This is a genomic window from Brevibacillus fulvus (assembly GCF_016908525.1).
Classification (GTDB): Bacteria; Bacillota; Bacilli; order Brevibacillales; family Brevibacillaceae; genus Brevibacillus_G; species Brevibacillus_G fulvus.
Genome location: NZ_JAFBEB010000003.1, coordinates 278,690 through 304,393, shown reverse-complemented (window position 1 = coordinate 304,393; position 25,704 = coordinate 278,690). Strand labels below are relative to the sequence as shown.

Genomic DNA, 25,704 nt, shown 5'->3' with positions numbered 1-25,704 from the left:
TTGCGCAAGTTGCTCGGCATGGGTGCTATGGCCCTGCTGCAATTCAACACTTACCGTTGCACAAACTGAGCTCTTCTCCGGCTGGAGAAGAGCCTTTGCATGTTTAAAAAGGTTTGCACGACCCGATCTGCTTGATAAGCAAAGTATCTTTTCCAACATATAAGCGGATAATGATATTGTCAAAGTTGGTCAGACATTGTACAATTTTTATTGTAAGAAGTGAAACTTCCAACCTATATATCCGTATAAAGCTAGCAAAGACATCTAGTGATTTATATTCCCTTAAGGAGTGATAGAAACAATGTTTTTTCATCCGATGGATTTTCTGATTTTGATCGCGTTTGGCTTGTCACTCTGGGCTCAATTTCGCGTCAAGGGAACATTTTCCCGCTTTTCTGACGTTGCCGCTTCTTCCGGCATGACCGGTGCCGAAGCAGCGCGCAGAATGTTAGACGCCAATGGACTCACCCACATTCCTGTTGAACATATACCCGGTACCTTGACGGATCACTACGATCCCATCTCTCGTACGGTTAGATTGTCTGACCCCGTTTACTTCGGAAATTCGATCTCGGCGTTGTCGGTCGCTTGCCACGAAGTCGGCCATGCCGTGCAGCATAAGGTGTCTTATCCAATGCTGGTTGCGCGCCACCGGATTTTCCCTGTGGTCAATCTGGCTTCCGGCGTTGCTCCCTTGCTGCTGTTGGCCGGTTTCTTCTTCCACGCAGCCAACTTGCTGCTGTTGGGGATCATTTTCTTCAGTGCGGCCGTTGCCTTCCAGCTGATTACGCTGCCGGTTGAGTTTAACGCCAGCAGCCGCGCCAAAACGATGATGCTCAAAATGGGCTTTATCCGCAATAACGAAGAAGGCGCGGTCAGCAAGGTTCTGGGTGCTGCAGCCTTAACCTATGTCGCAGCTGCCCTGATCTCTGTGCTTGAATTGGTCAAATATGTGATGATCTTCAGAGCCTCCGAGGAAGATTAATCCGTCACGCAAGCAACTCCTGATAACAAGAACTCCGAAGCTTCTGCCGTTTTTGCCGGCAGAAGCTTTTTTGCTTTTGCTTTGGCTGATTGGAAACACCTTCTTTATATTCATGCCTGGGTGTTCTTGTTATAATGGGAGAAATCCAAGAAGCAAAGGCGGGACAGAAATGAACATCGGAATTATCGGCCTCGGCAGTATTGGACAAATGCTGGTGAAAGGCTTCAGCAAGAGTGGTGTTGCCTCTCCTGCACAATTATTTGTCTATAACCGAACCCGGGAGAAGAGCGAGCAATTTCAAGCGGACTGGCCTTTTACCATCTGCGCCAGCTTGCAGGACGTCAGCGAAGCTTGCGAACTCATTTTTATTTGTACAAAACCGCTGGACTTGTATCCGGTATTGCAGGAACTAGCCCCTCAACTTCGCCCGACGCAGCATATCGTTTCCGTTGCCGCGGGAATCAGTCTGGAGGATTTGACCTCGGTGTCGGCGACCGCGATTACGAAAGTGATTCCTACAGTCACATCGCAAATCTTGCATGGCGTGTCTTTATACGCCTGCAACCAATATGTAAGCAGTGAACAGCGGGAACAATTGCTTCGCTTGCTGCAGGCGCTCGGGAAAGCGGAAGAAGTGGAGGAATCGGTCATTGAAACGGCAACGATCCTCTCCAGCAGTGGACCCGGGCTGATCGCCGGAATGATGGAATTATTCGCACAGGCGGCCCATCGCAAATCGCCCGAGCTCTCCGTGGAGACGACGAGACGACTGCTCGTGGAAACCTTGCTGGGAACCGCGATGCTTTTATCTGAGGAAGATCTTCATTTTGAGCAGTTGATCGAACAAGTGGCCACCAAAGGCGGAATCACCATGGAAGGTTTGAATGTGATGGCCGAATACTTGCCGCCATGCTTTGATCAGTTATTCTTGATGACGCAGGCGAAACATGATAGTTTAAAATTGAAAACAAAGGTACAGTTTAACGAGAATTAGGATACATACGAAAAGGAGTATGGCGGAACATGAAAATTGGCTGGATTGGTCTAGGCAACATGGGCGTACCGATGGCGACAAATCTGCTCAAAGCCGGGCACGCGGTTAGCGTCTACAATCGTACCAAAGAAAAAGCGGAACCATTGCTTGCATTGGGCGCTGCTTTCGTGGACAGCCCGACGGCTCTCTTCGCGGAAAATGATGTCATTTTTACGATGGTTAGCGACGATGCCGCTGTCAAAGAAATTTATACCGGTGCGACCGGAGTATTGAAAACAACCGGCGTTGCCGGAAAAATTGCCGTCGATATGAGCACAGTCTCTCCCCAGACTTCCCGTTTCATCGCGGAGCAGGCGAACCAGGCTGGCGTGCGTTTCCTCGATGCCCCGGTGTCCGGCAGTGTTCAGCCGGCCAAAGAGGGCAATTTGATTATCATGGTTGGCGGCGACAAGGAAACCTTTGCGCAAGTAAATCCACTGTTTGCCAAACTGGGTAAACTGGCGTTGCATCTTGGCGACAACGGGGCCGGCAGCAGTGCCAAATTGGCGATCAATCTGCTGTTGGGCATCACCGGACAAGCGATTGCCGAGTCGGTTCTCTTCGCTCGCGAGCATGGCATCGCTGCGGAAGACATGCTGCAAATTATCAATGAAAGCGCTGTGGGCACCGGCATCTCACGGATGAAAACCCCATTGATTCTGCAAAATGAGTATCCGGCCGCTTTTGCGCTGAAACATATGGCCAAAGACCTCCGCTTGGCGAAAGAAGAAGGCGCCGCTTCTCCATTGGCCCAGGCCGCTTATGAAACGTTTCAGTCCGGTTTGCAGGCAGGACTGGGCGAACAAGATTTTATTGCCGTTTTGCGTCTGCTCCAAGATAAATAGCAAACAAACCAAAAACCCGTCCATCCGGATATACGGATCGACGGGCTTTTGTTTGCGTTTCTGTTTGTTCAATGCAGTTGCGCGGGCGACGTATTGATCAGCCACCCTTGTGCAAGTTTTTTCATATCGACTTCCACCACGGCAAACTCGACATCGTTGCCTTCCCCATAAGGAACTTTCAGCTCGTACTGCTTGCTTTCTTCATTGCCGTCAATCAGACTGGCCAGCGCATCCTCCCATCGCAGCATGCTCCCGCCATCGGCGTTTGGCTGCACCATCTTTCCCTCATGCTCGACTAGATTGGCGTCTTTGAGTAACTGGGCGATTGCTTCCGGTGTATACACCTGCGCGAGATAGGCGGTCAGCTTTTCTTTTGTTTCCAGATCGCTCCCCAAATAGCGATACTCCTGTCCGTTTACGGTAACAGTCGCAATCGGTCCGCCGTCTGTGGTGCCGCCAGCCCCTTCCCCGCCTGACATGACATGCCAGTATCGCTTCATCCCTTCCGTCACCAACTTTACCGCCGCCTGCTCGTTCATTTCCGTGACAGGCGGCACGCTGGCTTGCTCAGCGGCGCCATCAGCCGGGGCTTGTTGCGGCGGAGTCGGCGGTTGAGTGGATTGATCCTGTTGATCAGTCGGCTGTTCAGCGGCAGCGGGCTGTTCAGTGGTTTGTGCCTGCTTGCTTTGACCGCATCCGGCTGCCGCAAGCAATAAGAAAGCTGAAAACAACAAAATAATACCCTTCGTCTTGTTCTTCATCTGATCACTCCTTGCAACTCATTAGACGAAGCAAATCAAGAAACGTAACAGCAAACCGCCATTTTATTTTCGGAAGTTTGCTTCAATCCCTCAGGGTGTTGGCTGTTCGACCGCCGGCCCAAAATCTTGGACGTTCCACAACGTATAATAAGCGCCTTGCTGTTCCAACAGTTCCTCATGAGTACCCATTTCCACGATTTGCCCTTCCTTCATGACGACAATTTGATCGGCGTGGGTAATCGTGCTCAACCGATGCGCGACGATAATCGTGGTGCGGTCTTTGGTTAATTTGGCCAATGCTTCCTGAATGAGATGTTCGGATTCCAGATCAAGCGCGGAGGTCGCTTCGTCGAGAATCAAAATCCCCGGATTCCGCAGAAACACGCGGGCAATGGCAATCCGCTGTTTTTGCCCGCCTGACAGTTTTACGCCTCGTTCCCCCAGTTCCGTGTCATAGCCCTCCGGCAGTTCGCTAATAAAATCATGGGCATTGGCCGCTTTGGCCGCAGCGATCATCTCCGCCTCGGAGGCGTCGGGATTGCCCATCAAAATGTTGGCTCTGGCCGATTCGCTAAACAAGATGTTATCTTGCAAAACCAGTCCGATATGGCTGCGCAAATTTTGTTGTTTGACATCGCGGATATCGACTCCATCAATGGTGATGCGTCCTTCGGCAACATCCCAGAAGCGCGGCAGCAGACTGATCAGGGATGATTTGCCGCCGCCTGACATGCCGACGATCGCCACCGTCTGCCCGGGCTGGATCGTTAAGTTAATGTCCTTTAGCACATTCGGTCCATCCTCCTGATAGCGAAAAAAAACATTTTCATAGCGAATTTCGCCACGGATTCTCCCTGTGGCCGGATTGATCGGCAATTCGCCCGCGTTTGGCCGATCAACGATATCATATTGTTCATCCATAAATTCAAACATCCGATCCATGGAAGCAACCGATTGCGTCAAGGTGGTCGAAGCGTTGACCAGACGGCGCAGCGGGGTATATAGGCGCTCCAGATACGCGTAAAATGCGACCATCGTACCGACCGACAAGTTTCCATTGATCACCTGATAGCCGGCATACCCAATGACCAGCAACGGAGAAATGTCTGTAATGGAATTGACCACCGAAAACGTGTAGGCATTCCATTTCGTATGAGCCAACGCTTTTTGCCAGAAATGCACGTTTTGCTTGGTGAATTGTTTCTGTTCCTCTTCTTCCAAGGCGAAACTGCGAATTACGGAAATGCCGTTCACGCGTTCATGCAAATGTCCTTGCAGTTGCGCAAGCGCCGCAGACCGGTCTCTGGTCAGTTGCCGCAAACGCTTGTAAAAGAATTTGACGGAAAAACCATACAGCGGAAATATCAGGATAGAGGCAATGGTCAAAGACAAATCCATATAGACCATAATGCCCAGTGTCAGGAAAATCGTAATCAGGTCAAGCCAGACATTCATCAACCCGGTGTCGATAAAGCTTTTCGTCTGCTCAACGTCATTGATCACCCGGGAGATCACTTCTCCGACCTTGTGGTTGTTGAAATACCGCATCGACAAACGCTGCAAGTGTGCGAACAACTGATTGCGGATATCGTATAAAATGCGGCTCGCCACCCATTGGGCAAAATACTGACGGTAGTATTCGACAGGAGCTCGCACGACTGTAAAAATCAGCAAAGCCAAGCCCATCAACAACAGCAATTGCCGCAGTTTTTCCCCCGGGGACAGCGGACTTGGCAATAAATCGTCAATAATGTATTTGATAATCAACGGAATTAACAAGGGAATGGAAAACTTTATAATCCCGATCAAAATCGTCAGGAAAATCTGTTTTGCATAGGGCCTGACAAACCGTAAATATCGTCTTATGCTGTGCATTGCAACCCTCCACGTAACTTTCGGCTATCCACATAAAGTAAAATCCCTTCCCGAACACCGGGAAAGGGATTTACTCCTCATCGCCTCGAACCACTAGGTAACGTTCATACCAACGCTGTACAAAACCGCTCTGAAATGGACCTTTCCGCAGGCGTACCCATTCCAGCACTTCCTGAAGCGCGGATTGAACATGCTTTACGACTTCGGGAGGATATTTCATCTCCCGGCTATGTAACAAAAATTCTTCTTCATCCAGGATCGTGTAAGTCATATCCGGATAAACTTTTACATCAAGATCATAATCAATATAGCTGAGCAGTTGATTTTTCAAACTGAACGGCGAGCCGATGTTGCAGTAATAATAAATTCCGTCATCGCGGATCATCGCGATCGTATTAAACCATTGGCCGCGGCCAAACGTGCAAATCGCCGGCTCGCGGGTCCGCCACTCCCGACCGTCGGATTCCGTTACCTTGACACGATCATTACCGCCTATAACAACCGCATCACTAATATGAACGAGCGTAGTCTTGTCCCATATCCGGTGGAGGGAATGGTCATGTTTAAAACTTTCTATGCGGATGTTTGTGCCTGGAGCTGAGGACATGTCTCTCCCCTTTCTTCTCTTCTCTTTACAAAAGGAAACGATCGGATTTGACCGCGCAGTCATGGAAACTCCGAGTTTCAAACTGGTGTGATCGGCACAATAAACTTCAGGAAGAGAGCTTTTTGGAAAGTGTGATATATTTTTGCACTTTATACCCAAGGGAATGGTAAAATGGCAGAACTTCGGGTTTGTCTTGGTTCACCATTATCAGCACCCGGTTGACACCGCGCTGTTTAAATCGCTTCTCCAAGGCTTCCACAAGACTTCGACCAATGCCTGTTCCTTGCTTCCCTGGGAGTACAGCCAATCGATAAAAGTAAGCACGTGTCCCGTCCACCGTGCCGACGACTACCCCAACGACTTCTCCATCCAGTTCCGCAACCATTACCAAGTCACTATCCCAAGCCAATTGTTTTGCCAATGCATCAAATGATTCCGAATCGGTTTCTTCCAAGCCTGTTTCGTTCCAGATACGGGTAATGGCTGAATAATCTCCTAGGCGGAAAGAACGAATAAGCATGACAAGGCCTCCTTAGATGGCTTATAAATTCTATTTTACACCAGTTGATGACGTTTGTCTGCTGTTTGCTCTTCTCTTCCTCCGGTCATCCGGGAACTCATCGCGCCCAATCGTGCTGTGCGAAATGACTCGCTCAGACACTTTGCGTTTTTTCGCTCGATGGACGGCTAATAATGGACACCCGCGATCAAGTTATTTCGAGAACTTCTCCCATTATACACCGTAACGCCTGCCTGTGCCAAAAAGCGCCCAGTACCAGTAGTTAAAAAAATTACAACTGCATGAACACCTTTTCCCCAGAACATACTACAAGATGTCTAAGCTTGGAAAAGAGGTGGTAACGTGTATATCGGTCGAGAATTTTCCGAACTGACCATGACGCCGGTCGACCAATGGGAACTTCATGAACTTCTTTATTTTCATCATGCGATGTCGGAGCTGGCGGCTTATTTGAATACAGAAGGGGTATCCATCCATTCCAAAATTATTCACGAATTGGAAGCGCGCGGCCCGATCGGACAAGATTCCGGTGGATGGGACCATTCTTCTACCGTTATTTACGATTAATACCGCTTCTGGCTGACAAACACTCCTTTCGCAAAGCAATTGACCGCAGTGTTCAATTGCTTTTTCTTTTATATGCTTATTATCAGAAAATACTTTTTATTTCAAATCGAAAAAATAACCCTTTACAACCGGAAAAAAATGCCATACTCTTATAGTATCAAACAATCACTTACAAAGGAGGTGCGTAACCATGATGAGAACATTCCCAAGAAGAACTGCTGATGGCAAAACAAACTCATATGGTAGCACCTCCTTATTTGGCTAAACTCCAATTGATTTGAAAAGCCATTTTTGGCTTCCAATCGTTGAATGAGGCCGCAGGTGCTATCTCCCTGCGGTCTTTTTGTACCTTCCTGATTTCCAGTTTCAGGAAAAAGGCCGCAGGAATTCGGCATAACCTGCGGCCTTTTTCTATATATTTATCACGCTGGAAAGGAGGGAGCAGCATGATCGTTAATTTACTGTTTTTCACCGTCAAAATCGAAAAAAACAAACCGACTGCCGAACAGCGCTGGATTCAACACCAACAGGAATCGCTGTTAAAGCAGCGCGAACTCGACGAACAGCTGAAAGCGGCTGAGTATCCGGAATTTGTTACCCGTTTCTAAGGTTGATACCTTGCTCTGGAGGAGTGATGAATATGCACAACAAACAGCGAAAACAAATGATGAAATTAACAGGGGTAAAATCGATACACGGCACCTGACTATGCTTGCTGATGAGAGTGGGAACCGAGGAGGAATGGATGGCATGGTGATTCCATTGATCTTCTTTACAATCGTGATTGATAAACGCGTCGTCAGCGCGGAGAAACAATACATGAAATACCGGCAAATGCAACTGCTGGAGCAACTGGAAAACGAACGGCGCAATCTGCTGGCTTCATTGCCCCGCTACTTTTCCGGAATGTAGGGCTTCAGCCGTTTGCCCGAGGATAAAAAAGCGAGCAGTGTTCATTCCTGCTCGCTATCATCTTTTCCCGGAATGGGGTTTAAGTTCAAGCTTGCTTCCCGTGGTTTTTGAGCCATTCGGTAATTTTGGCGTGGGCAACCGGAAATACATACTCGCTCAGCTGGGAAAACGGCACGAATTTTGCTTGATCCGGCCAAAATGACAGCTCTTCCATCGCAATCGGCTCGCACCAATACACTTCGAGCTGCCAGTGCAGATGAGAAAAAGTATGCTCGATTCGCGTCAATTTTTGCTCAATGTCCGCTTCAATCCCATAGCGCTCCAACAGCCAATCATACAGCTGATCTTGCTCATTTCGGCTTGCCGCTTTTTCCACCATAGGGTATTCCCACATGCCTGCCAGCAGCCCTTGTTCCGGACGTTTTCTGATTAAAAGTTGATCTCCATTGGCGATGACTGCGACCAGCATGTCCACCGGACGAGGCGGTTTCGCTTTTCCTTTGACCGGCAGGTCGTGTTGAACCCCTTCTTTACGCGCCAGGCAATAATCAAAAACGGGGCAGGTCAAACATTGCGGCGTACGCGGCAAACAAACCAGAGCGCCCAGTTCCATCAACGCCTGGTTGAAATCGCCCGCCCGCCCGTCGGGGATCGTCTGCCGGACAAGCTGTTCGAACTTGACTCTCGTCGCCGGTTTGGCGATGTCGTCTTCCATCAGCAACAATCGGGAAAAAACCCGCATCACATTGCCATCAACCGCCGGTTCCGCCTTTTCATAGGCAATGCTTAAAATCGCCCCCGCCGTGTAGGGACCGATTCCTTTCAGGCGAGAAATTTCCTCCAATGTGTCCGGAACGATTCCGTTGTATTGTTCTTTCACTTCGCGCGCCGCCGCCTGCAGATTTCTTGCCCGGGAATAGTAGCCTAATCCTTCCCACGCCTTTAACACTTCTTCTTCAGGAGCATCCGCCAACGCTTCAATCGTGGGGAACTTCTCCATAAAGTTTTGGTAATAGGGCTTTACCGTCTCCACTCTCGTTTGCTGAAGCATAATCTCCGACACCCAGACCCGATACGGATCTCGGTTGATCCGCCAGGGCAAATCGCGTTTTTGCGCGTCATACCAGGCCAGCAAATCATTGGCAAAGCCAAACACTTCAAATTCTTCAGGTAGTTTGCTGTTTTGTTGCTTCGCTTTTTTTTCTGCCATTCTGTTCTGCGTCATCCTTCCTTGCGCACTTTGTCTTGTCGTAATGAATTGCCCAAATCAGAAGCACTCAACCTTGCATGATCTTTTTTTCCCTTTTCAGACTTTCGGCAGGAAATCTGTTCCGGAAGGCGTTATAATAAATAAAACCACAATACAGTTGTCAGTTGCTTCACAGGCGGCAGCCTGTTTTGAGGTAATGGATAGAACCTACCTTTGGAAAGGAGAATTTACACTGCATGGATACCGCCACTCATTTTGCGATGGGGTTTGCATTGGCAGGGTTGGCTCATCTCGATCCGGTTGTCGCCGCTTCCCCGGGATTGTCCGAAGCCGTTTTATTGGCTACGGTGATTGGGTCCCAAGCTCCGGATCTTGACGGGTTTACCCGCATTTTTGGAAGTGCCGCATACATCCGCAATCATCGCGGTCTGTCCCATTCCATTCCAGCTGTGTTTCTCTGGACAATTGCCATTTTCGGCCTGCTTCAGGCGCTTTCGCCGCAGCTCCATTGGGCGCACTTGCTCGCTTGGACGTTTGTCGCTGTAGGCTTGCACGTCTTTGTCGATCTGTTCAATTCCTACGGCACCCAAGGTCTCTATCCGTTCACTCGCAGATGGATTCGGCTCAATGTTATCTTTATTTTTGATCCATTGATGTTTGGCCTGCATGTGCTCGGTCTGCTGTTGTGGGCTTACGGTGCCGAACCGGGCCGCACCTTTTTGCTCATTTATCTCCTGCTTACATTTTACTACATTTGGCGTTATCAGGCGCAAAAGAAAGCCTGTGACTTGCTCCGGCAAGAATTGGGCGTCAGCGGCACCTACACGGTGATTCCGACGCATTCGTGGAATCAATGGACTTTTGTGGTCAAATCCGAACAACATTGGTACGTCGGAGAGTTGAATCATGGGGAACCGATCATTTTGGACACGTTTGCGATCAAACCGGAATCGGCCGTGGTCACAATCGCCAAACAAGATCAGAAGGTCAGATCGTTTCTTTCGTTCACCGAGTTTGCTCATCCGGAAGTGAAGCAACATGATTTCGGCTATGAAGTGCGCTGGATCGATTTGCGTTATCGCTCCCGTTCAGCAGGAAAAAGCCACTACAAATTGATCGCCGCCGTTTATCTGGACAAAAACATGAAAGTTCGGGATTCTTTCACCGGATGGCTCCATCGCGGCGAGGAACAGTTGGCGAAGAAATTGAACCCCGAGAAAGAAATTCAGTTAAATTAAACTATCAAGAGAGCAAAACAAGACAGCAAAAACGCTTCCGTTGTTCACATGACGGAAGCGTTTTTAGGTCAGCGTTGGATATAGTTGAATGAATCGATTATCCAGCCATATGGCGCCTTAGCTTGCTCTGCCGGTTTGACCAGCCGGTAATCGATTTGGTAATTCCCCATCTGGCTGGACCGATAGAAGCCGCTCAAACTGATCTCGCTTGCGCTCGTCTCACCGACCGTCAATTCACCGTAATATTGATGGAATGGCATCGGTCTGATCTTCTCCAACTGACTGATCGCCTTATCGCTGAAAAATTTTGTCAGCTGCTGACGATCTCCCCGCTGGTACGCGTAAGAGGCCGCGCTTAGCAACACGTTGATTTGATCGGCTTGTTCCGCCACACCCCCGGCAATCCGCTGGTGTTCTCCCGTTAGCAAATCATATAACCGTTTCAAGACGACGGCGTATTGACCGCGAGTCACCGCTTGTTTCGGCTGAAAGTCGGCATCCGCTTGAAATATTTTGTAGCTTTTCAGGACGGACGGAAACAGGGTAACTGTGTCGCGGTAAAGATTGTTTCCTTTCCAGTTGTAAAGGTCGTCGTACAACTGCTCGATTCCCGTCGAACGATTCGCTGCCCGGTCGATCTGCGGCGCCAACACATGGCTGAGCACCATGCTTAGTTCTTCTCTCGTCATGCTTTGCTGCAAGTGGGCGGCAGACAACCACCAATCGCTGTTGTAGCGCAAAGGCTGTTTCATCGGCTGCCCCATCGCAGACAAATGCAAATAGTACAACATTTTTTCCCCGGGCTGCAGTTTGCTTGTCTTTTTCTGTTCGATATTGACCAGCATATCGATTTGTCCGGCCAGTTGATCAATCTCCTGTTTGTATACCGCCCGATAGTCGGTTCGGTTCGTATATGCCCCCTCGCTTAAGGGACCATAGACCACTTTCAGCAAACGGCCAACCAGGGCCAGGCCTTCTTCCTTCGTAATGAGACGATCCGGTTGATACAACCAGGTAGGATCAGATACGATATCGGTCCGAAACAAAAACTCAATGTACTCTTTGGCCCAATTCTCATTCGGGAGTTTGGCCGCTTGCACTCCCTTGCTCAAGCTTGTCAACAGCGTCAAAACCAACAAAACGATCATCCATACCTTGTTTCTCTGTTTCCTCATTTCACAACCTCACCATTTTTATTAATGACCAGATTTTCTCCATTTTGCTTCACGGTAGCCCGGCCATTCTTAAAAGATGTCGCCCAGTCATAGCGAAGCGGGATGGCGACTTGACCGCCTGTATTGACATAGCCGAACTGCCCGTTTTTCTTGACCATCCCCAACCCTTCGGAAAAAGGAGCGGCAAAATCATACTGATAAGGGATGACCACTTGTTCCTGCCCCAGCTCATTTCGTTTCACATATCCCCACAAGCCGCTTTTCTGCTTGGCGATCAGGTTGGCCCCAGAGGCCATCTCTTGTTGCCGCTTTTGTTCTGCCAGCTGCTTTTGCTGCTGCAGTTGCTTCAATTCGGCCTGTTTTTGCGCCTGCAATTGCGCCTGTTTTTTCTGTTGCTGCTGACGAAGCGCCGATTGTCGCGCTCGTTCCTTAGCCGCGGCCAATTCCGCCTGCTGTTTTTTCCGGGCTTCCGCTTCGGCCTGTTTGGCCGCTTCCTCCGCCTGTTGCTGGGCAGTCCGTGTTTGCTGTTCGGGCAACTCCTGCTGTTGTTTCTGCGCTTCGGCCGCTTGCCTTGCCGCTGTTTGTTCGGCCTGCTGTTTTGCTGCCTGCTCCGCTTGCCTTGCCGCGGCCAACTGCGCTGCCTCCTGTTGTTTTCGCTCTTCTTCCTGTTGCTGGGCAAACAGTTCCTGCAACTTCTGTTGCGCCTCCTGCTGTTTGGCGGCTTCGGCTGCTTTTTTCGCTTCGATTTGCGACCAGGCGTAACCGGCACAGCCAAACACCAGCAGAACGGATACCGCGGAGATGAGCCAAATCTTGCGTTTGCCGCGCTGCGGCGGTTCCTCCGCAAGCGGCTTCTCTTCCCGCTGCCCCAACAGCCGCCTCGCTTCAATCCGCGCTTCCAGCTCATGGACCATCATGACCAGATCTTGCGCCAACGCATGGTTGAACGGCAACGTCCGCTGCAATGACCGATACACATCCAAGGCAGCTTCCAGCTTTCCTTGCTTCTCCAGCTCTTTGCCTTGTTCCAGCTGCAAATAAGCGCTTACCGTATTGACAGGCTGTTCGGGCTGGGCAGTCTGTGCAGGCTCAATGGGCGGCAACGGAGGCATCCAGCTTTGCGCCGGCGAGGAGGTGGAAGACGACGGCGCCGGCCTGTGGTGATCCAGTTCCATCAGTTCCAGCAACCACTCGCCAAATGTAGGGCACTCGTTCAATTGCTGGCTGTTCCACGCCTGTTCAAACAACGAGCCGACCGCTTCGCCCCAGTGTGTTCGGAGCGATTCGCGGAGAACCTCGTACCGCTCATTTTCTCCCTGCACTTCTTCCGGCATAAAGTAGCTGTCGCCCCAGGCCATATCACGAACCTGCGGATCAGACCAGCCAAGCATTTCCGCCAGCAAGACAGCCCCGGCGAATCGATCGGCGTCGTGATTCCACTGTTCCGTGTGCCGTGAATAAATGCTGTCATATCCGGGCGATGCCCCCAGCAGCACATCAGGCTGGTCCAGCTGCGGTGTATACATCTGCTCCACGTCAACCAGTTCTACATATGAAAACCCGTCTTCAATGCTGTCCTTGACCATGCGCGGCAAAATAATATTGGCACCGGACAAATCACAGTGAGCCAATCCGCGCTGCTCCATTCCGGACAATACCTTGGCCAGCGAACGCGCAAGCAGCAGGCTGTCCCGCTTGCTGATCTCCCGTTTTTCCAAAATCATGTCCATCCAGGTCGGTCCCTCAATCCACGGCATGACAACCGCATAAATGAGCTCGCGATATTGACTGAGCAGTTCGCCATTTTGCTGCGGGGTAACGACGAACCGTTCACAGGCTAACAAGCCCGGCATTTGCGCATACTTGCCCAACTGTTCCGACAAATAAACCAGTTTCGGATGACGATAATGACTGCGAAAAACTTTCATTGCTTTCCAACCGGTGCTTGTTTCGATTTTGGGGATTAACTGATAAACCGTGCCCTGGCGGCCTTCTTGTCCATAAGGAATCCCCGGCGCCATTGGATGTTCCCCAACCGTATAAGTAATCCCCCCTAAGGTAATCTCCTCACCAACATTAGGTTTGAATGCCATAGCAAAACGCCTCCCGCAACTCCTTGCAGTTTCTGGGATAACGGACAGCAATGAAAAAGACTAGGCAGACCTACACCTAGTCCTTTTCTATTATCAACCGTTGTCCGCTTGACGGAATTTATTGGCAATGTGTGTCAACTCTTGAGAGATGCTCTCCAGCAGTTGCGTAAAATTGTCCATCGATTTTTTTGCTTCCTGGAACTCTTGGAAGAATCTTTGCTTTGTCATCCCATCCCATTGACCTTCCATATTTTGTACCTGTTGGTTCAGGCGATCAATGATTTGCTGGCTTTCTTCTCTTCCTTGTCTGAACTGAGCTGCAACAGCATCCACCTGATCGGGGGTAATAAGAATACGCTGCGCCATACTTCAACCTCCATCTTTTTCTTTTTTCCTTCTGTTCAATAGTAACAAGGGGAAACAAAAAGATTCAATTCAATTTTAAAATATTACCAAAAATGGGAATATACTACCAAATCTGTTTTTTTCGGACAACTTTGCAAACCGACTATTGACCTAAGCCAATACAGCCGTTTTGCCCGGCCGGGTGCCAAAAGGCATCCAGCCATTTCACCCACTCGGCAGGAGGACGCTGCTCGGAAAAAGGCAACGCTGCCTTGATTCTGCAGAAGCGACGTTTGGCGAAATAGCCTTGGCCGGAAGGGAGAATTTTACTGTTTGTTGCATAATGATTCATCTCCGTAGACGGAATGCGGAAAACAGACAGATCGTTGCTGTCCAGACTTGCCAGCAGAAAACCGGTCTGCATCCCTTTAATATCTGCAAGCCAGTCATTGCTGCTGTACGGAAAATCATTGGGAACACCGGCGATCATTACATAGACTCGCTTGGTGCGCCCTTGCCTCAGCAATTGCGTTAATTGATCCTTTAGCTGATAATCCGTCAGTTGCCGGTAAAACAGGTCAGCGTCATCGATCACCAAAACAATGGCCGGCTCCTCGTGCAGTTCGCCGCTTTGCCCCGTCTCTTCCGCTTTCGCCGTAGCGTTGCGCCCGGCAACCATCTGTGTCAGGTGCTGCAACATCTCTCTTACTTCCTCCTCTTTGTCAGCATAACCTTTGACATGGGGAAGCGAGCGGACGGCTGCCAAACCTTTTGCCGTTGGCCGGTAATCAATCAAATAAAGGTCGAGATGACGCGGCGAGTTGTGAGTGGCAAGCGACAAGATCCAGGTCAGCAGCAGGGAAGTTTTCCCGCCTTCCAGCGGACTGCCTACCAGAAAGTAAGGTCCGTCCTCCAGGTCAACCGCAAATGGCGTCAGATCATCGATATCGAGAGCAATCGGGACCTTCAACCGGCTTTTGCCCGCTGTTCGTTCAAACTCGCTTGGCAAATTCGGAGCAAGCAAATCCTCCAGCCAAATCTCCTCAGGCAAGGTTTTGATTGCTGCGGCGCGCTCACCTGTCCACGCTTCATCCATCTGCTGGATCAACGATCGCATCGCGCCGATCCGCTCTGTCTCTGTTTCTCCTTTGGCTGGCAAGGCGGTTTGGAATTCCAGCGGCGGTACCGTTCCTTTGACCAACCCCCGGCCTTCTGGAAGATTTACCGGCGGTTTGCTGGGACGGCCGACGGCAAAATAATAATCGCCCGGCTCGGCCAGTTCAAAGCAAACCCCTAAAGCAAAATTGCTGCGCACCCGGTCAAAAATATCGGTAATCCGGTTGGCCGTTACCACAAATATAATGCCGACGCTTCCGCCTTCTCTCAGCAGCTGCTCCAGCTGCATGTTCTCTTGCTCATAAGCGTTGCGGAAGTTGAGGTAGCCATCAATGCAGACAACAATTGCCGGTATCTCATCGCCGGTTGCCTGCCGGTAAGCCGTTAACGTCTTGGCGCCCACGTTGGCCAGAAGTTCCCTTCGCCTGGTCAGCTCACGCAGCAAAAATCGGAACAGGCGCTGCACCTTGTCCCGCTCGTCATCCTGAATGACCGAACCGATATGGGGCAGCTTGGCAAAATCGCGCATCATCCGCCCAAAGTCCAGCACATACATATGCAGATCTTTCGGTGAGTAGCGAAGCGCCAGAGACAAGATCAATGTTTGCACAAAGGTCGTTTTTCCTGTGCCCGGCATCCCGTAGATCGGCAAATGACCTTCCTCCAGCGAGATGACCAGCGGCTCCTGCTTTTGATTGGCCAAATCGTCAACCAATCCGACGGGCGCTTCCAGCCAGCGCTCTGTATGCCGCCAGCCGCGGCCATTCCAGCCGGAACCGTCAGCGGCATACAGGTCCTCCAAAAAAAGCGTCGTTGGCAGCGGCGGAAGCCATGGGCCCGGCAATGACGCAATGCCTTCCTGCTTGGCCAGCCGGGACAAATGCCCTATTAACGCCTGCAGCTGCTTTTGCCCTCCGGCAGTCGTTTCCGCAGCCTGTTCCTGTCCTTTAATGGCGAATGCCGAGCGCTGGCCGTTCAGTTCAACTTTAACCACCTTGAGCTGCCGTTCCCGTGCCGCCCGGTCGGGTTGATAAGGGGCACCGCTCCACGCATATTGCACCAATTCAAACTCTTCGTTGCTCCCGACCTGCAAATATCCTCTGCCCGGCGTGGTTATCCAGGCCGCATTCGGCAATTTCAACATTTCCCTGCTGTCCGCATCATCCTGAACGCGCAAGCAGATGCGAAACCGCGAGTTGCTCCAAATCTTGTCATCGACCACGCCGCCCGGTTTCTGCGTTGCCAGCAGCAAATGAACGCCAAGGGTACGTCCGATCGCGGCTATGGAGATCAGCTCATTCATAAACTCCGGCTGATCTTTTTTCAACTGGGCAAATTCATCAATAATAATGATCAGGTGCGGCAGTGGATGCCGCTCCCGCCACGGCGATTGATAATACTCGTCAATATGCTGCAAATTGCCGGCCTCATTGAAAATGCGCTGGCGCCGAACCAGTTCAGCCCGCAGCGATACTTTGGCTCGTTCAATCAGACCGCCTTCCAGATTGGTGATCGCTCCGACCAGATGCGGCAAGTCGTGAAACGTGTTCGACATTCCGCCTCCCTTGTAATCGATCAGCAGAAAAGCCAGCTCATGCGGATGATAGTGGACCGCCAAAGAAGCAACGATCGATTGAATCACTTCACTTTTCCCCGAACCGGTTGTCCCCGCCATCAAGCCGTGTGGGCCATGGCCCTTTCGCTCGATTTTGTCGTGGATGTTCAAGACCATCAGTTTGCCGCCGGCCTTCACGCCCACAGGAACAGGCAATGTCTGCGGATAACGGTTTTTCTTCCACTTGTCGAGAACATCAAGTTCCTCTACCCGATTTACCGCAAACATGTCCAAGAGCGTCAGCACCTTGGGCAACTCGGACGACATCGAACGTTTCAGACGAAGCGGAGCCAGTTGGCGCGCCGCTTGATCAACCAGTTCCAACGGCACCTGATCGGGGGTGAAATGATGTTCAATCCCCCCCGCTTCCTGTCGGTTGACCGCCTCCGTTTCCACCAGTTTGGCCGTGTTGGAACCAGCCTCGACAATGACGCTGCAATGCATCGGCAACGAATCTTTGCTGTCCGCCAGCAGAACCGTACACGCCCCCACCGCCTCCGCGTCCTTCAACAGCAGCGGCAATATCGGTTCATCCTCGACCAAATGAGGGGCAGACAAAAAAAACACCCAGTTCGGTATTTGCAGCTTATCGCCACCTAGTTCCCCTTTGTTGATGCGCCGCCGATTCAATTCGGCATACAGCGTATCCAGCAACTGACGGGCAGGTCCTTTCTGGTTGGCCATGTAGCGGATCGTCCTGTCGTCATTCCAAATATGCGGCACCCAGCGCAGCCAGCTCCACTGCTCCGTTTCTTGCGAATGAAAAAACGCGCCCAGCTTCAGTTCATCGGGTGAATGATGGGTGACCAGCTGAAGAGCGATGGCCCGCACCGTATTCAATACATCCGCCCGTTGACCGACGATGCCTACCACCCTTGCTTTTAACAAAGGCAGATGAATCGGCACGTCCGGAACCATTTCATACTCTTGCGCCAGCTGTTCCGCTTCATCCAGCAAAGGCTCCTGTTCGTATCCCATCCGTTTCGGCACTTTCACGGCCACGCTCGACAAGCGCTCGCCGATCCCCAGGCGAAGCGACAAAAAATCCTCATCGCGCGGCGAGCGCTCCCATAACGAGCTGTCCCGCTGGACAATCTTGCGCAAGCATGTCTGCGGGTCCGGATCGATTTCCCGTAAAATTTGCCTTTGTTCCTCCCGGGACGCCTTCAGTTCCTCCCGATGCTTTTCCAGTTGTTCCCGATACGCTTTTGTGCGCTCCTGCAGTTGCTTTTTGTAGCCGCGTTTGTTGGACAAGTAAACGAAGAAGGGAATGGTATAGGAGACCATCATCATTCCCATGGAAATCATTTGGAAATATAAATAGGTAGGATTGCTCGATCTGCTCATGCTGGTGTTGATATAGATGTACAGACTGATCGTGACGACGGTCATAATCAGCGGCACGATGATCGAAACGACGGAAAAATTGGGGGAAACGGGATGGGGGGGCGGGGAGTGCACTTCGATCAGTTTTTGCGGGATCTGCTTCTTGATTCGCGGTGAGCGTTGAAAAAACTCCGACTTCATGGCATAGCTCCCTCCATTCTCCTTCCATTACTCCAACAGTTTCCAAACGTAACCCGGCTGCGGCTCGGTGTCTTCATCCCGCAAGCTGGAAACAAGCGCAAACGGCCGCACGGTGTCGAACAAGGAGCGCCAGCCATTCAATGGCTTGCCTGTGTCCACTGTGGAAAAACCGCGCTGAACCCGCAAATAAGCGCCATCGCAAACCAGTTGCTGTTCCAAAGATTTGTCTTGCTCCAGCGTCTGCCATTCTCCTTCCGCCCGCTTCTGCTCCAAAGAAAACTGAACCATTTCCAGATCGCTTACTTCTCCGCGCAAGGCGTCGGCGGTTAACACGGCGATACGGCCAACCGGAATCTCTGCCGGCAGTTCCATATCAAGCCATTCCCGTTCATCGGGGCCGGTCACAATCGTGGCGATAATCGTTCTCATGCACGACGCCCCCCGCCGCTTTCGGTCCTGGCAGCGAACGGCTCAAGCAGCGCAGCGCGCAGCCGGCTTTTCAGTTCCTCACCCGAGACAGGGCTCAGCTTCACCCAATCTTCTCCGGCGTTTTTTTCCAAGCGGATCACCCAATATCGATGATCTCCGCTAAAAAAGCTGATCCCGTCAATTTCCCACTCTTGCCGTACAGGATGACGAGCCATGACAATAACCTGCCCTTCCTCCGTCGGAGTTCGCAAGCTGCTGGCCAAATCGGCTGCTTCGTTCGGTGCGCAATATGCTTCCAGGAGTTGGGTCAATTCAGTCAAGGAACGTTCGGGGGCCGAATGACGCAGTCCCTGAAAAAACAGATTCGGCAGAGCGATCGGCTCGGCTTTGCTTGCAGGTACCGGCTGCAGCGAAAAACGCTCCGCAATGGTCTCGATTACCTGATAAGGATCACCCAATGCGGCTAACCGATAGCCGGACTCTTCCCGTCTGCTTTCCACCGCCAACGTTTCACCAAAATACACATAATACTCAAGCGGCACCGCCTGGGCGGGCGCGGAAAGATAGCATTGAGCCGTAGTCAGCGACGCCGCACAGGGGCGGACGAGCGAGTCCACCGCTTCATCGATAAAAAGTCCGCTTTCGTCCTCGTATAGGTAACCTTTTTGAATCAGCGCTGTTTTGCACTTGTGCCATTCCTGCTCAATCTCTTCGACAAGAAAACCGGGAAACGGATCAGCCAGACCGACCACTTGATCGGCTCCCAACAGCATGGTCAGGAAAAACAGCTCCTGCTCATTCAGTTTCAGCGAAGTCCGTGTATCAATCATGGAAGCCTCCTCAAATAACGCTCTAATCTATGCAAAGCATGCAACATCGCTTCCGTCAGTCCAATCAAGCCATGCAGCAGTTTGGAGAGCCCCTGCCTGAAGGTGCGCCTCACTGGCCATAACAGGCGAACGGGCTGAGACTTGGGCTGTTTTGGCGCTCCCCCCCAAGACAGTTCAAGCAGAGCAATGTCATCGCTGTAAGTCTGTTGTCCGGCCGCATCGATCAGCCGCTGCAACTCCCGGTCATCGGGCGGCCCCGTCCTGTCATCCAGTTGCGCCAATCCATCCGTATAAACCAGCAATCTGCTGATTGCAGCCGGTTGCAAGCCGGCGACAAACAGTGAAGGCATGCCGCCAATCGGTCCGCGATGCGTCGACCAGCGTTGTGAAGTTAAAAAGGTGCTGCCCAACATCGCCGTCCTCTCACGCTCTCCTTCCCAAATGCGCAAACGGGAATCGCCATGCCAGGCGAGAATAATTCGTCCTTCGGCAAACTTTTTGCTCGGGAGGTCGACCCGCCCGCATATAAAGGTAGATTCGCTGCCCCGTTCCCGTTTCTCTTCCAGCACGTCCCGAAGCAAGCCGGTGACCGTGGGAGGCAGATTGTAGCTGCGGATAAAGTGACTGGCCGGTACGGTCAGCTTTTGCAGATGTTCGTATAAATTTTTGCGCAGCTTTTGTTGATCGACGATTCGCTCCAATACGGGCGAACTGAGCCAGTCCAGCAAAGTGTCTCCCAGGAAACGGGCAGCCAAGTCGCCGTAAAAGGAGAGACTGACACCGTCACAGATGGCAAATATGAAAGAATCGGCCGTCTGCGCAAACGTCAAATAGTCCTGTCCTTTGTCGCCGAGCGCCTTGGTTTCCGCCGCTCTGGCATAGGCAAACCGCCCGTAAAACGGCCCTTTCAGTCTTTGCAACGGTGTTTCCTCATCCTGCCGCACTTTGACATACACATATTTGTCACGCATCGTTTCACCCTTTTCCTAACGAACGGGAGTAGCGGCTGACATTTGAAAACCGAGTGAGACCAACTCCGGTGTTGTTCCCGGCAGCATCATCAACGCTCCTTTTTCGATGCTGTAACTGGACTCCCGCATCATCTCCAAATAACTGTCGGGGATTGGCGAAGAAAGCTTGCGCAGCTTTTCGGCATGTTCGTCGATCAGCTTTGTCTCCGGCAGTATGCCGCTCCAGCGTTTCGGATCGGCAACCGGCTCCGCCAAGATCTGATCGGAGATAAAAATGTTCTCCACCAGCACATTGCCGTCTGGAACCGCCATATTCATGATTCGCTTGACAATCGGTTCCGGATCTTGGCCAGTGGCGGCACCATCGGTCATATGACAGACCAGCGGAGCGGGACAATCCTGCATAAAAGGCAGTTCTTCCTGCAGCAATTTTTCCACCTGTGCAAACGCCTTGGCCGTGTCTGTCAGGCGCAGCGGACTCAATTCGGGCAAAAGCCCCAGCCTTGCCACTTCATCGATCCCTTTGATGCCATCCAGCAAATCATACACTTCGTCGCTGTATGCCAGCATGGCAATTCGGTAACGAGGTGAAAGACGGCTGCCTTTCGTTGAACGAAAAATCATCTGCCTGATCGCTGTCGTCAATGAATCCATCACGACATCGATCCGTCGTTTGTCGCCCATCGGAAGGCACATGGAGCCGCTCACATCAAGTACATAAATAACCAGCGCAGGTGTTTTTTGCGTTGCCTGAATCCGATAGTTCATCTGTATTCCCCCTCGTTGGCCGCACGTTTCCCCACTCGAGTGCCGGCAACCGGCTAGACCGGCCTGATCTCTGGCGTTCGGTCGATCCCGAGCAGTTTTTTCAGCTCGGCCGCAAAAGCTGTGGTCGACCCGGAACAGATCCGCAGCTTCATCTCTGCATCTGTCCCTTCCTGCAGCACGATCCACAGGCGCGTATTCCCGGCCAGCATGAAAAAACCCGCATCGGAAACAGGACCTTGTTGCTCGTCATAATCAATTCGCATTACGTTGATGACACGACGGGGACGCTGCAAATCTTCGGCCAGCAATTGCGCGAGTGCCGCGGGAACACCCGATACTTCCAACATCGTTTGAATCCGTTCCGCTTCCATCGTCCGGAATGCTGCCAGATTGTCCAAAAAGTCGGAGGGTAGCCCAGTTTCCGGCAGTGATGTCTCGGCATATCCTTGCAGCTGGAAAGCCGCCACCGCCTGCTCAACCATCGACTGATAGCGGTCATGGACGAAAACTTTTTGCACGACGCCCAAGCTGCTGTCGTGCTCCACGAACTTGTCGGCCTTCACGTGAAACACCAGTTTTTTCTCCTGTCCCTGGTCAAACTGCTGCAATCCAATGGAAAAATCGGCCTTTGCCAAAATTTCGACAACTTCGGCGAGTTCCGCTGTTAACTGATGACGGGCACCTTGTTCATCGACGATCAGCTCCAGCCAATCTCTTGCCATCAATGAATGGCCTGCTACCAGCAGTCTCGTTTCCAGCTCTTTTTCCGGAAGTTCGCCAACAATCGTTTGCATCAGCGCTGCCCCCGCCTCGGTATGCCCAAGCAAATGCAAGCATAATACAAGCTCTTCAAGCGATAAACTGTAATTCGCTTTGCCCATCGTTCTGTTCGCCGGTGCCGCGATGGGATTTCACCGGCTTGCCTCCTTTTTGATTGATCGCTTCAGCCTCTTTTGCGGACGGTTCCCGCCGCTTTTCCCTCTTTTTTCTTAAAACCCAAAAAAGCTTTAAAACCCCAGCACAATCCTGCCGCGCCGGCAAAATACATCAGCGCCATCCCGTATTCGCCGCTGACCGCCCCGTAGATTGCCAAAAACAAGCCAAACAGAATAAACACTGAGACAAAGATTCGTGCGATCCATACAAGGCATATCCATATCAGCTGAATAATGTCCATTTTTTCCTCCGACTATCCCGGAACTGCTGCGCCGCGCTGCCTGTCACCCAAAAAACTCCGGTAATTTGATTAACGATTTCAGACCTTGGTCAATCTTTTTGCCCATTTCCTGTACGCCATCCTTAATGGCATCGCCGGCTTCTTTGAAAGTATTGCCAACGTTAGCGGCCAGCTCTTTTGTCTTATCGATTGCGTCCGGAATCAGATTGCCGACAAGTTCTCCCCCTTTTCGGGCGAAATTGTCCGTCCAGTCCGCAATCTGGTCTCCCAGCTGTGTGCCGACGTAACTGCCGCCAATCGCCGCCGCTACTGCTCCCGGTCCTGTTTCCCAGGTCACGGCAACAGCGGCTGCGCCGCCAGCCCACCCGCCGAGGGTACGCCAAAAGGCACGGTTCAAAGAACTCGCCGAGTCGCGGGCCACATTGCGCCAATATTCTTCCCGGGTCTCCCCTTGATGCGTTTCCACTGCTGTGCCGATCGACTTAACAGCGCCAAATCCTTCGATAAGCGCACCGACAACCGGAAATTTTTTGACGGCGTTTTTCAGCAAATGATTGGAGATCCCGGCCGAGGAGGCGCGGTTAAACGTTTCTTTCAAGCCTACGACTTGCTTGACCACACCGGAGAGCGTATTAGGCACTTTTTTGGCGATGCCAGCCGGCAAGTAGCGATTAGCCATCGTGCCGACATAGCGATAATAAAGGGAAGCCAATTTGGTCCCGGCCACTTTGGTGGAAACATTATAGACACCTGGTGTTTTGCCCGGCGTAAACGTCAGCATCGTTCGGAACAGGGCGATCTTTGCCGCCGGCGTTAACGCGGCCCTGCCCAGTTCAGCCAGCTTTTCTTTCCATTTTTCCTGCGGCAACTGTGTCAACGCCACACTGCCGGCCGCCAGCAAGGCAGCAGAACCAAGCGGTGTTGCCCCCATGCTTCTTAACAGCGAAGCGGCCACCGCACTCCCCAGCAGTTTTGCTCCTTCCTGGTCACGTGTCTGAAACAGCTCCGCTGATTGTGTCAGCCTGCGGGAAAACGCCTGGTTTTGCGTTGAAATGCTCGAGGCCGCGCTTTGCGCTGCATTCCACTTCTCCTCTATGCTCAATTTCTGTCTTACTTCCCAACTTAGCGAAGACATCGTTCCATGCAGCCGGTCACGCACCTGATTTAACTGATGGGCCGCCTGCTCAAAATCTTTTGACAAATTGTGCAGCAATTCGGGTGTAACCAGGATTCTGGTCATTTTGTTCCCCCCGGTCAATTAATAAAATCCTGTTCGCCTGCTAATCAATTTTTAATTTTACATGATCTTGAAAAGCATGAAACTCCAACTTTTTCCTTATTTTCCCTCCAGTTTTTCCTCATTCTGGGTTTTTTGAATCAGTTTGCATCCTCTCCTCACAGGTCTCCTCGCCTAGTCTTTCGCAGACAAAAAAAAGACATGCCCGCCAAAAACGAGCATGTCTGTTCATTTGCAATTTTGCTTTCAGCCCACCCGCTGATTAGCGAGCTGCTTCAAAACGTTTGCTGACTTCTTCCCAATTAACGACATTCCAGAAAGCGCTGATGTAGTCAGGACGTTTGTTTTGATATTTGAGGTAATAAGCATGCTCCCAAACATCAAGACCGAGGATCGGCGTTTTGCCTTCCATCAGCGGGCTGTCTTGGTTTGGCGTGGAGGTGATCGCCAATTTGCCGCCATCTACGATCAACCAAGCCCAACCGGAACCGAAGCGACCGGCCGCAGCTTTGGCAAACTCAGCTTTAAAGTTGTCGAAGCTGCCAAATGCAGCGTTGATAGCATCAGCCAAAGCGCCGGTTGGAGCGCCTCCGCCATTCGGGCTGAGGATTTCCCAGAAAAGGCTGTGGTTTGCGTGTCCGCCGCCATTGTTGCGCACAGCTGTACGGATCGCTTCAGGCACCGCGTCCAAGTTTCCAATCAATTCTTCCAGACTTTTTGCTTGCAAATCAGCATGGCCTTCCAATGCTGCATTCAAGTTATTTACATATGTAGCATGGTGACGATCGTGGTGAATTTCCATCGTCTGTGCGTCGATATGCGGTTCAAGGGCGTTAAAAGCATATGGGAGTGCTGGTAATTGATGTGCCATATGTGTATTCCTCCTTCATAATATTGGATTGAAAGGTTCTTCTCCATTATAAACCAATGATGCTACTATCGCAACAAATAGGTTTGTTAAGTTTCCTAACCAAATCGTTATTATATCAGTCATTACTATAACCAGCATATACATCTTGCAATGCGCTTATACCGTGTTAGACTTTTTATATTCCTTTACTAAACCAAAGCAGGTGATCTGTTCGTGGACCTTGATTTCACTACTGTCCTTCTTTTGGCCTTTTTTGGCTTTGTCGCAGCTTTTATCGACAGCTGTGTCGGCGGCGGCGGCTTGATTTCGCTTCCCGCTCTGCTGGGCATCGGAATTCCCCCTCATCTCGCTTTAGGTACAAACAAATTGGCGGGAACGGTTTCCTCCGCCACCAGCTCCATCACTTTCATTAGTATGGGCAAGTTTGACAAAAAGCTTATGTTGTACTTGTTTCCGGTTTCCTTTATTGGCGCAATGATTGGCGCGAGGACCGTCCTGTTCGTTCCGCAGGAGATCTTGAGCGTGCTGGTCATGGTAATGATGGGCATTATCTTCATTTATACTTTGCTCAACAAAAAGTTTGGCCATGATGTCAATTTTAAAGGCTACACCCGGTTCACGCTCGGCTGGGGCATCCCCCTCACCTTCTTGATCGGCTTCTATGATGGCTTTTTCGGTCCGGGAACCGGTTCCTTTTTCGTTTTCCTGATGGTGTTGCTGTTCGGTTATGATTTCGTGATCGCTGCCGGAAACGGGCGAATTTTGAATCTGGCCAGCAATATTGCTGCCTTGCTTGTTTTTCTGCTGGAAGGACAATTTATTTTCCTGCCGGGGCTGTTAATGGGGATTGCCATGATTGCCGGAGCCACGCTGGGCGCACGCATGGCCGTCAAAACCGGGGTGCGTTACGTTCGCCCGCTGTTCCTGCTTGTCTCCATTAGCTTGATCGGCAAAATGATTTACGAATTGCTATTCACCCAACCCTAACACAAAAAGA

General features: G+C 51.2%; 25 protein-coding genes. 8 read left to right on the top strand and 17 right to left on the bottom strand.

Going from position 1 to position 25,704, the window contains the following annotated elements; genetic code table 11:
- Positions 1–301: 301 nt before the first annotated feature.
- From JOD01_RS06930 to JOD01_RS06920, 3 genes are all read left to right on the top strand, one after another.
- Positions 302–985, top strand: a complete 684-nt coding sequence (locus JOD01_RS06930; RefSeq protein ID WP_204517532.1) for a zinc metallopeptidase — start codon at positions 302–304, stop codon at positions 983–985.
- Between the two features lie 169 nt (positions 986–1,154).
- Positions 1,155–1,979: a pyrroline-5-carboxylate reductase family protein gene (locus tag JOD01_RS06925; protein ID WP_204517531.1), complete on the top strand. Its 825-nt coding sequence runs from the start codon at positions 1,155–1,157 to the stop codon at positions 1,977–1,979.
- 29 nt (positions 1,980–2,008) lie between these two features.
- Entirely contained in the window at positions 2,009–2,863 is an 855-nt protein-coding gene (locus tag JOD01_RS06920) for an NAD(P)-dependent oxidoreductase (RefSeq protein WP_204517530.1), read from the top strand.
- A gap of 68 nt (positions 2,864–2,931) precedes the next feature.
- Here the strand turns inward: JOD01_RS06920 and JOD01_RS06915 are convergent, their stop codons facing one another.
- The 4 genes from JOD01_RS06915 to JOD01_RS06900 all read right to left on the bottom strand — a co-directional run bounded on the left by JOD01_RS06915 (position 2,932) and on the right by JOD01_RS06900 (position 6,626).
- A complete protein-coding gene (locus JOD01_RS06915; RefSeq protein ID WP_204517529.1) occupies positions 2,932–3,624 on the bottom strand; it encodes a DL-endopeptidase inhibitor IseA family protein in 693 nt (230 codons plus the stop codon).
- Between the two features lie 90 nt (positions 3,625–3,714).
- On the bottom strand, positions 3,715–5,499 hold the full coding sequence (locus JOD01_RS06910) for an ABC transporter ATP-binding protein (protein WP_204517528.1): 1,785 nt from the start codon (positions 5,497–5,499) through the stop codon (positions 3,715–3,717).
- A gap of 70 nt (positions 5,500–5,569) precedes the next feature.
- Positions 5,570–6,106, bottom strand: a complete 537-nt coding sequence (locus tag JOD01_RS06905) for a DUF402 domain-containing protein (RefSeq protein WP_204517527.1) — start codon at positions 6,104–6,106, stop codon at positions 5,570–5,572.
- 106 nt (positions 6,107–6,212) lie between these two features.
- On the bottom strand, positions 6,213–6,626 hold the full coding sequence (locus JOD01_RS06900) for a GNAT family N-acetyltransferase (RefSeq protein WP_204517526.1): 414 nt from the start codon (positions 6,624–6,626) through the stop codon (positions 6,213–6,215).
- A gap of 342 nt (positions 6,627–6,968) precedes the next feature.
- On the opposite strand from JOD01_RS06900, the gene JOD01_RS06895 reads away from it, so the two are divergent.
- From JOD01_RS06895 to JOD01_RS06885, 3 genes are all read left to right on the top strand, one after another.
- The gene (locus tag JOD01_RS06895; protein ID WP_204517525.1) at positions 6,969–7,193 is read left to right on the top strand and encodes a hypothetical protein; all 225 of its coding nucleotides are present in this window, start codon (positions 6,969–6,971) and stop codon (positions 7,191–7,193) included.
- A 446-nt stretch (positions 7,194–7,639) separates the two neighbouring features.
- Positions 7,640–7,801: a hypothetical protein gene (locus JOD01_RS06890; RefSeq protein WP_204517524.1), complete on the top strand. Its 162-nt coding sequence runs from the start codon at positions 7,640–7,642 to the stop codon at positions 7,799–7,801.
- A gap of 142 nt (positions 7,802–7,943) precedes the next feature.
- Positions 7,944–8,105: a YrzI family small protein gene (locus JOD01_RS06885; protein WP_204517523.1), complete on the top strand. Its 162-nt coding sequence runs from the start codon at positions 7,944–7,946 to the stop codon at positions 8,103–8,105.
- A gap of 85 nt (positions 8,106–8,190) precedes the next feature.
- Here JOD01_RS06885 and mutY read toward each other — a convergent pair whose 3' ends face one another.
- A complete protein-coding gene (gene mutY / locus JOD01_RS06880) occupies positions 8,191–9,315 on the bottom strand; it encodes an A/G-specific adenine glycosylase (RefSeq protein WP_204517522.1) in 1,125 nt (374 codons plus the stop codon).
- Between the two features lie 236 nt (positions 9,316–9,551).
- Here mutY and JOD01_RS06875 point away from each other — a divergent pair, with 236 nt between their 5' ends.
- Positions 9,552–10,553, top strand: coding sequence for a metal-dependent hydrolase (locus JOD01_RS06875; RefSeq protein ID WP_204517521.1), 1,002 nt, complete (start codon positions 9,552–9,554; stop codon positions 10,551–10,553).
- Positions 10,554–10,621: 68 nt separating this feature from the next.
- Here the strand turns inward: JOD01_RS06875 and JOD01_RS06870 are convergent, their stop codons facing one another.
- From JOD01_RS06870 to JOD01_RS06815, 12 genes are all read right to left on the bottom strand, one after another.
- Positions 10,622–11,728 carry a hypothetical protein gene (locus tag JOD01_RS06870; RefSeq protein ID WP_204517520.1) on the bottom strand — a complete coding sequence of 369 codons (1,107 nt, stop codon included), beginning with the start codon at positions 11,726–11,728 and terminating at the stop codon, positions 10,622–10,624.
- A complete protein-coding gene (locus tag JOD01_RS06865; RefSeq protein ID WP_204517519.1) occupies positions 11,725–13,821 on the bottom strand; it encodes a WG repeat-containing protein in 2,097 nt (698 codons plus the stop codon). Before JOD01_RS06865 ends, JOD01_RS06870 begins: the two co-directional genes overlap by 4 nt.
- A 93-nt stretch (positions 13,822–13,914) precedes the next feature.
- A complete protein-coding gene (locus tag JOD01_RS06860) occupies positions 13,915–14,187 on the bottom strand; it encodes a WXG100 family type VII secretion target (RefSeq protein WP_204517518.1) in 273 nt (90 codons plus the stop codon).
- Positions 14,188–14,329: 142 nt separating this feature from the next.
- Positions 14,330–18,424: a type VII secretion protein EssC gene (essC, locus tag JOD01_RS06855; RefSeq protein ID WP_204517517.1), complete on the bottom strand. Its 4,095-nt coding sequence runs from the start codon at positions 18,422–18,424 to the stop codon at positions 14,330–14,332.
- Between the two features lie 27 nt (positions 18,425–18,451).
- Entirely contained in the window at positions 18,452–18,853 is a 402-nt protein-coding gene (locus JOD01_RS06850) for a hypothetical protein (protein ID WP_204517516.1), read from the bottom strand.
- Complete coding sequence (locus JOD01_RS06845) at positions 18,850–19,683, bottom strand: hypothetical protein (RefSeq protein WP_204517515.1); 834 nt, start codon at positions 19,681–19,683, stop codon at positions 18,850–18,852. Before JOD01_RS06845 ends, JOD01_RS06850 begins: the two co-directional genes overlap by 4 nt.
- Entirely contained in the window at positions 19,680–20,654 is a 975-nt protein-coding gene (locus JOD01_RS06840; RefSeq protein WP_204517514.1) for a hypothetical protein, read from the bottom strand. The genes JOD01_RS06845 and JOD01_RS06840 overlap by 4 nt, the downstream gene beginning before the upstream one ends.
- Positions 20,655–20,669: 15 nt before the next feature.
- Positions 20,670–21,422, bottom strand: a complete 753-nt coding sequence (locus JOD01_RS06835; RefSeq protein WP_204517513.1) for a vWA domain-containing protein — start codon at positions 21,420–21,422, stop codon at positions 20,670–20,672.
- Between the two features lie 53 nt (positions 21,423–21,475).
- Complete coding sequence (locus JOD01_RS06830) at positions 21,476–22,303, bottom strand: hypothetical protein (RefSeq protein ID WP_204517512.1); 828 nt, start codon at positions 22,301–22,303, stop codon at positions 21,476–21,478.
- Positions 22,304–22,365: 62 nt separating this feature from the next.
- The gene (locus JOD01_RS06825; protein ID WP_204517511.1) at positions 22,366–22,599 is read right to left on the bottom strand and encodes a hypothetical protein; all 234 of its coding nucleotides are present in this window, start codon (positions 22,597–22,599) and stop codon (positions 22,366–22,368) included.
- Between the two features lie 43 nt (positions 22,600–22,642).
- A complete protein-coding gene (locus JOD01_RS06820; protein WP_204517510.1) occupies positions 22,643–23,839 on the bottom strand; it encodes a WXG100 family type VII secretion target in 1,197 nt (398 codons plus the stop codon).
- Between the two features lie 259 nt (positions 23,840–24,098).
- Entirely contained in the window at positions 24,099–24,707 is a 609-nt protein-coding gene (locus JOD01_RS06815) for a superoxide dismutase (protein WP_204517509.1), read from the bottom strand.
- Between the two features lie 213 nt (positions 24,708–24,920).
- Here JOD01_RS06815 and JOD01_RS06810 point away from each other — a divergent pair, with 213 nt between their 5' ends.
- On the top strand, positions 24,921–25,694 hold the full coding sequence (locus JOD01_RS06810) for a TSUP family transporter (protein ID WP_204517508.1): 774 nt from the start codon (positions 24,921–24,923) through the stop codon (positions 25,692–25,694).
- Positions 25,695–25,704: the final 10 nt, after the last annotated feature.

Bases quoted from the DNA above. Each gene is read 5' to 3' on its own strand.
- JOD01_RS06925 (WP_204517531.1), top strand. From the start codon at position 1,155: ATGAACATCGGAATTATCGGCCTCGGCAGTATTGGACAAATGCTGGTG.
- JOD01_RS06835 (WP_204517513.1), bottom strand. From the start codon at position 21,422: ATGAACTATCGGATTCAGGCAACGCAAAAAACACCTGCGCTGGTTATT.
- JOD01_RS06905 (WP_204517527.1), bottom strand. From the start codon at position 6,106: ATGTCCTCAGCTCCAGGCACAAACATCCGCATAGAAAGTTTTAAACAT.
- JOD01_RS06850 (WP_204517516.1), bottom strand. From the start codon at position 18,853: ATGAGAACGATTATCGCCACGATTGTGACCGGCCCCGATGAACGGGAA.
- JOD01_RS06860 (WP_204517518.1), bottom strand. From the start codon at position 14,187: ATGGCGCAGCGTATTCTTATTACCCCCGATCAGGTGGATGCTGTTGCA.
- JOD01_RS06820 (WP_204517510.1), bottom strand. From the start codon at position 23,839: ATGACCAGAATCCTGGTTACACCCGAATTGCTGCACAATTTGTCAAAA.
- JOD01_RS06815 (WP_204517509.1), bottom strand. From the start codon at position 24,707: ATGGCACATCAATTACCAGCACTCCCATATGCTTTTAACGCCCTTGAA.
- JOD01_RS06870 (WP_204517520.1), bottom strand. From the start codon at position 11,728: ATGAGGAAACAGAGAAACAAGGTATGGATGATCGTTTTGTTGGTTTTG.
- JOD01_RS06825 (WP_204517511.1), bottom strand. From the start codon at position 22,599: ATGGACATTATTCAGCTGATATGGATATGCCTTGTATGGATCGCACGA.
- JOD01_RS06920 (WP_204517530.1), top strand. From the start codon at position 2,009: ATGAAAATTGGCTGGATTGGTCTAGGCAACATGGGCGTACCGATGGCG.
- JOD01_RS06890 (WP_204517524.1), top strand. From the start codon at position 7,640: ATGATCGTTAATTTACTGTTTTTCACCGTCAAAATCGAAAAAAACAAA.
- JOD01_RS06865 (WP_204517519.1), bottom strand. From the start codon at position 13,821: ATGGCATTCAAACCTAATGTTGGTGAGGAGATTACCTTAGGGGGGATT.
- JOD01_RS06910 (WP_204517528.1), bottom strand. From the start codon at position 5,499: ATGCACAGCATAAGACGATATTTACGGTTTGTCAGGCCCTATGCAAAA.
- mutY (WP_204517522.1), bottom strand. From the start codon at position 9,315: ATGGCAGAAAAAAAAGCGAAGCAACAAAACAGCAAACTACCTGAAGAA.
- JOD01_RS06900 (WP_204517526.1), bottom strand. From the start codon at position 6,626: ATGCTTATTCGTTCTTTCCGCCTAGGAGATTATTCAGCCATTACCCGT.
- JOD01_RS06845 (WP_204517515.1), bottom strand. From the start codon at position 19,683: ATGATTGATACACGGACTTCGCTGAAACTGAATGAGCAGGAGCTGTTT.
- JOD01_RS06885 (WP_204517523.1), top strand. From the start codon at position 7,944: ATGGTGATTCCATTGATCTTCTTTACAATCGTGATTGATAAACGCGTC.
- JOD01_RS06875 (WP_204517521.1), top strand. From the start codon at position 9,552: ATGGATACCGCCACTCATTTTGCGATGGGGTTTGCATTGGCAGGGTTG.
- JOD01_RS06930 (WP_204517532.1), top strand. From the start codon at position 302: ATGTTTTTTCATCCGATGGATTTTCTGATTTTGATCGCGTTTGGCTTG.
- JOD01_RS06840 (WP_204517514.1), bottom strand. From the start codon at position 20,654: ATGCGTGACAAATATGTGTATGTCAAAGTGCGGCAGGATGAGGAAACA.
- JOD01_RS06830 (WP_204517512.1), bottom strand. From the start codon at position 22,303: ATGGGCAAAGCGAATTACAGTTTATCGCTTGAAGAGCTTGTATTATGC.
- JOD01_RS06915 (WP_204517529.1), bottom strand. From the start codon at position 3,624: ATGAAGAACAAGACGAAGGGTATTATTTTGTTGTTTTCAGCTTTCTTA.
- essC (WP_204517517.1), bottom strand. From the start codon at position 18,424: ATGAAGTCGGAGTTTTTTCAACGCTCACCGCGAATCAAGAAGCAGATC.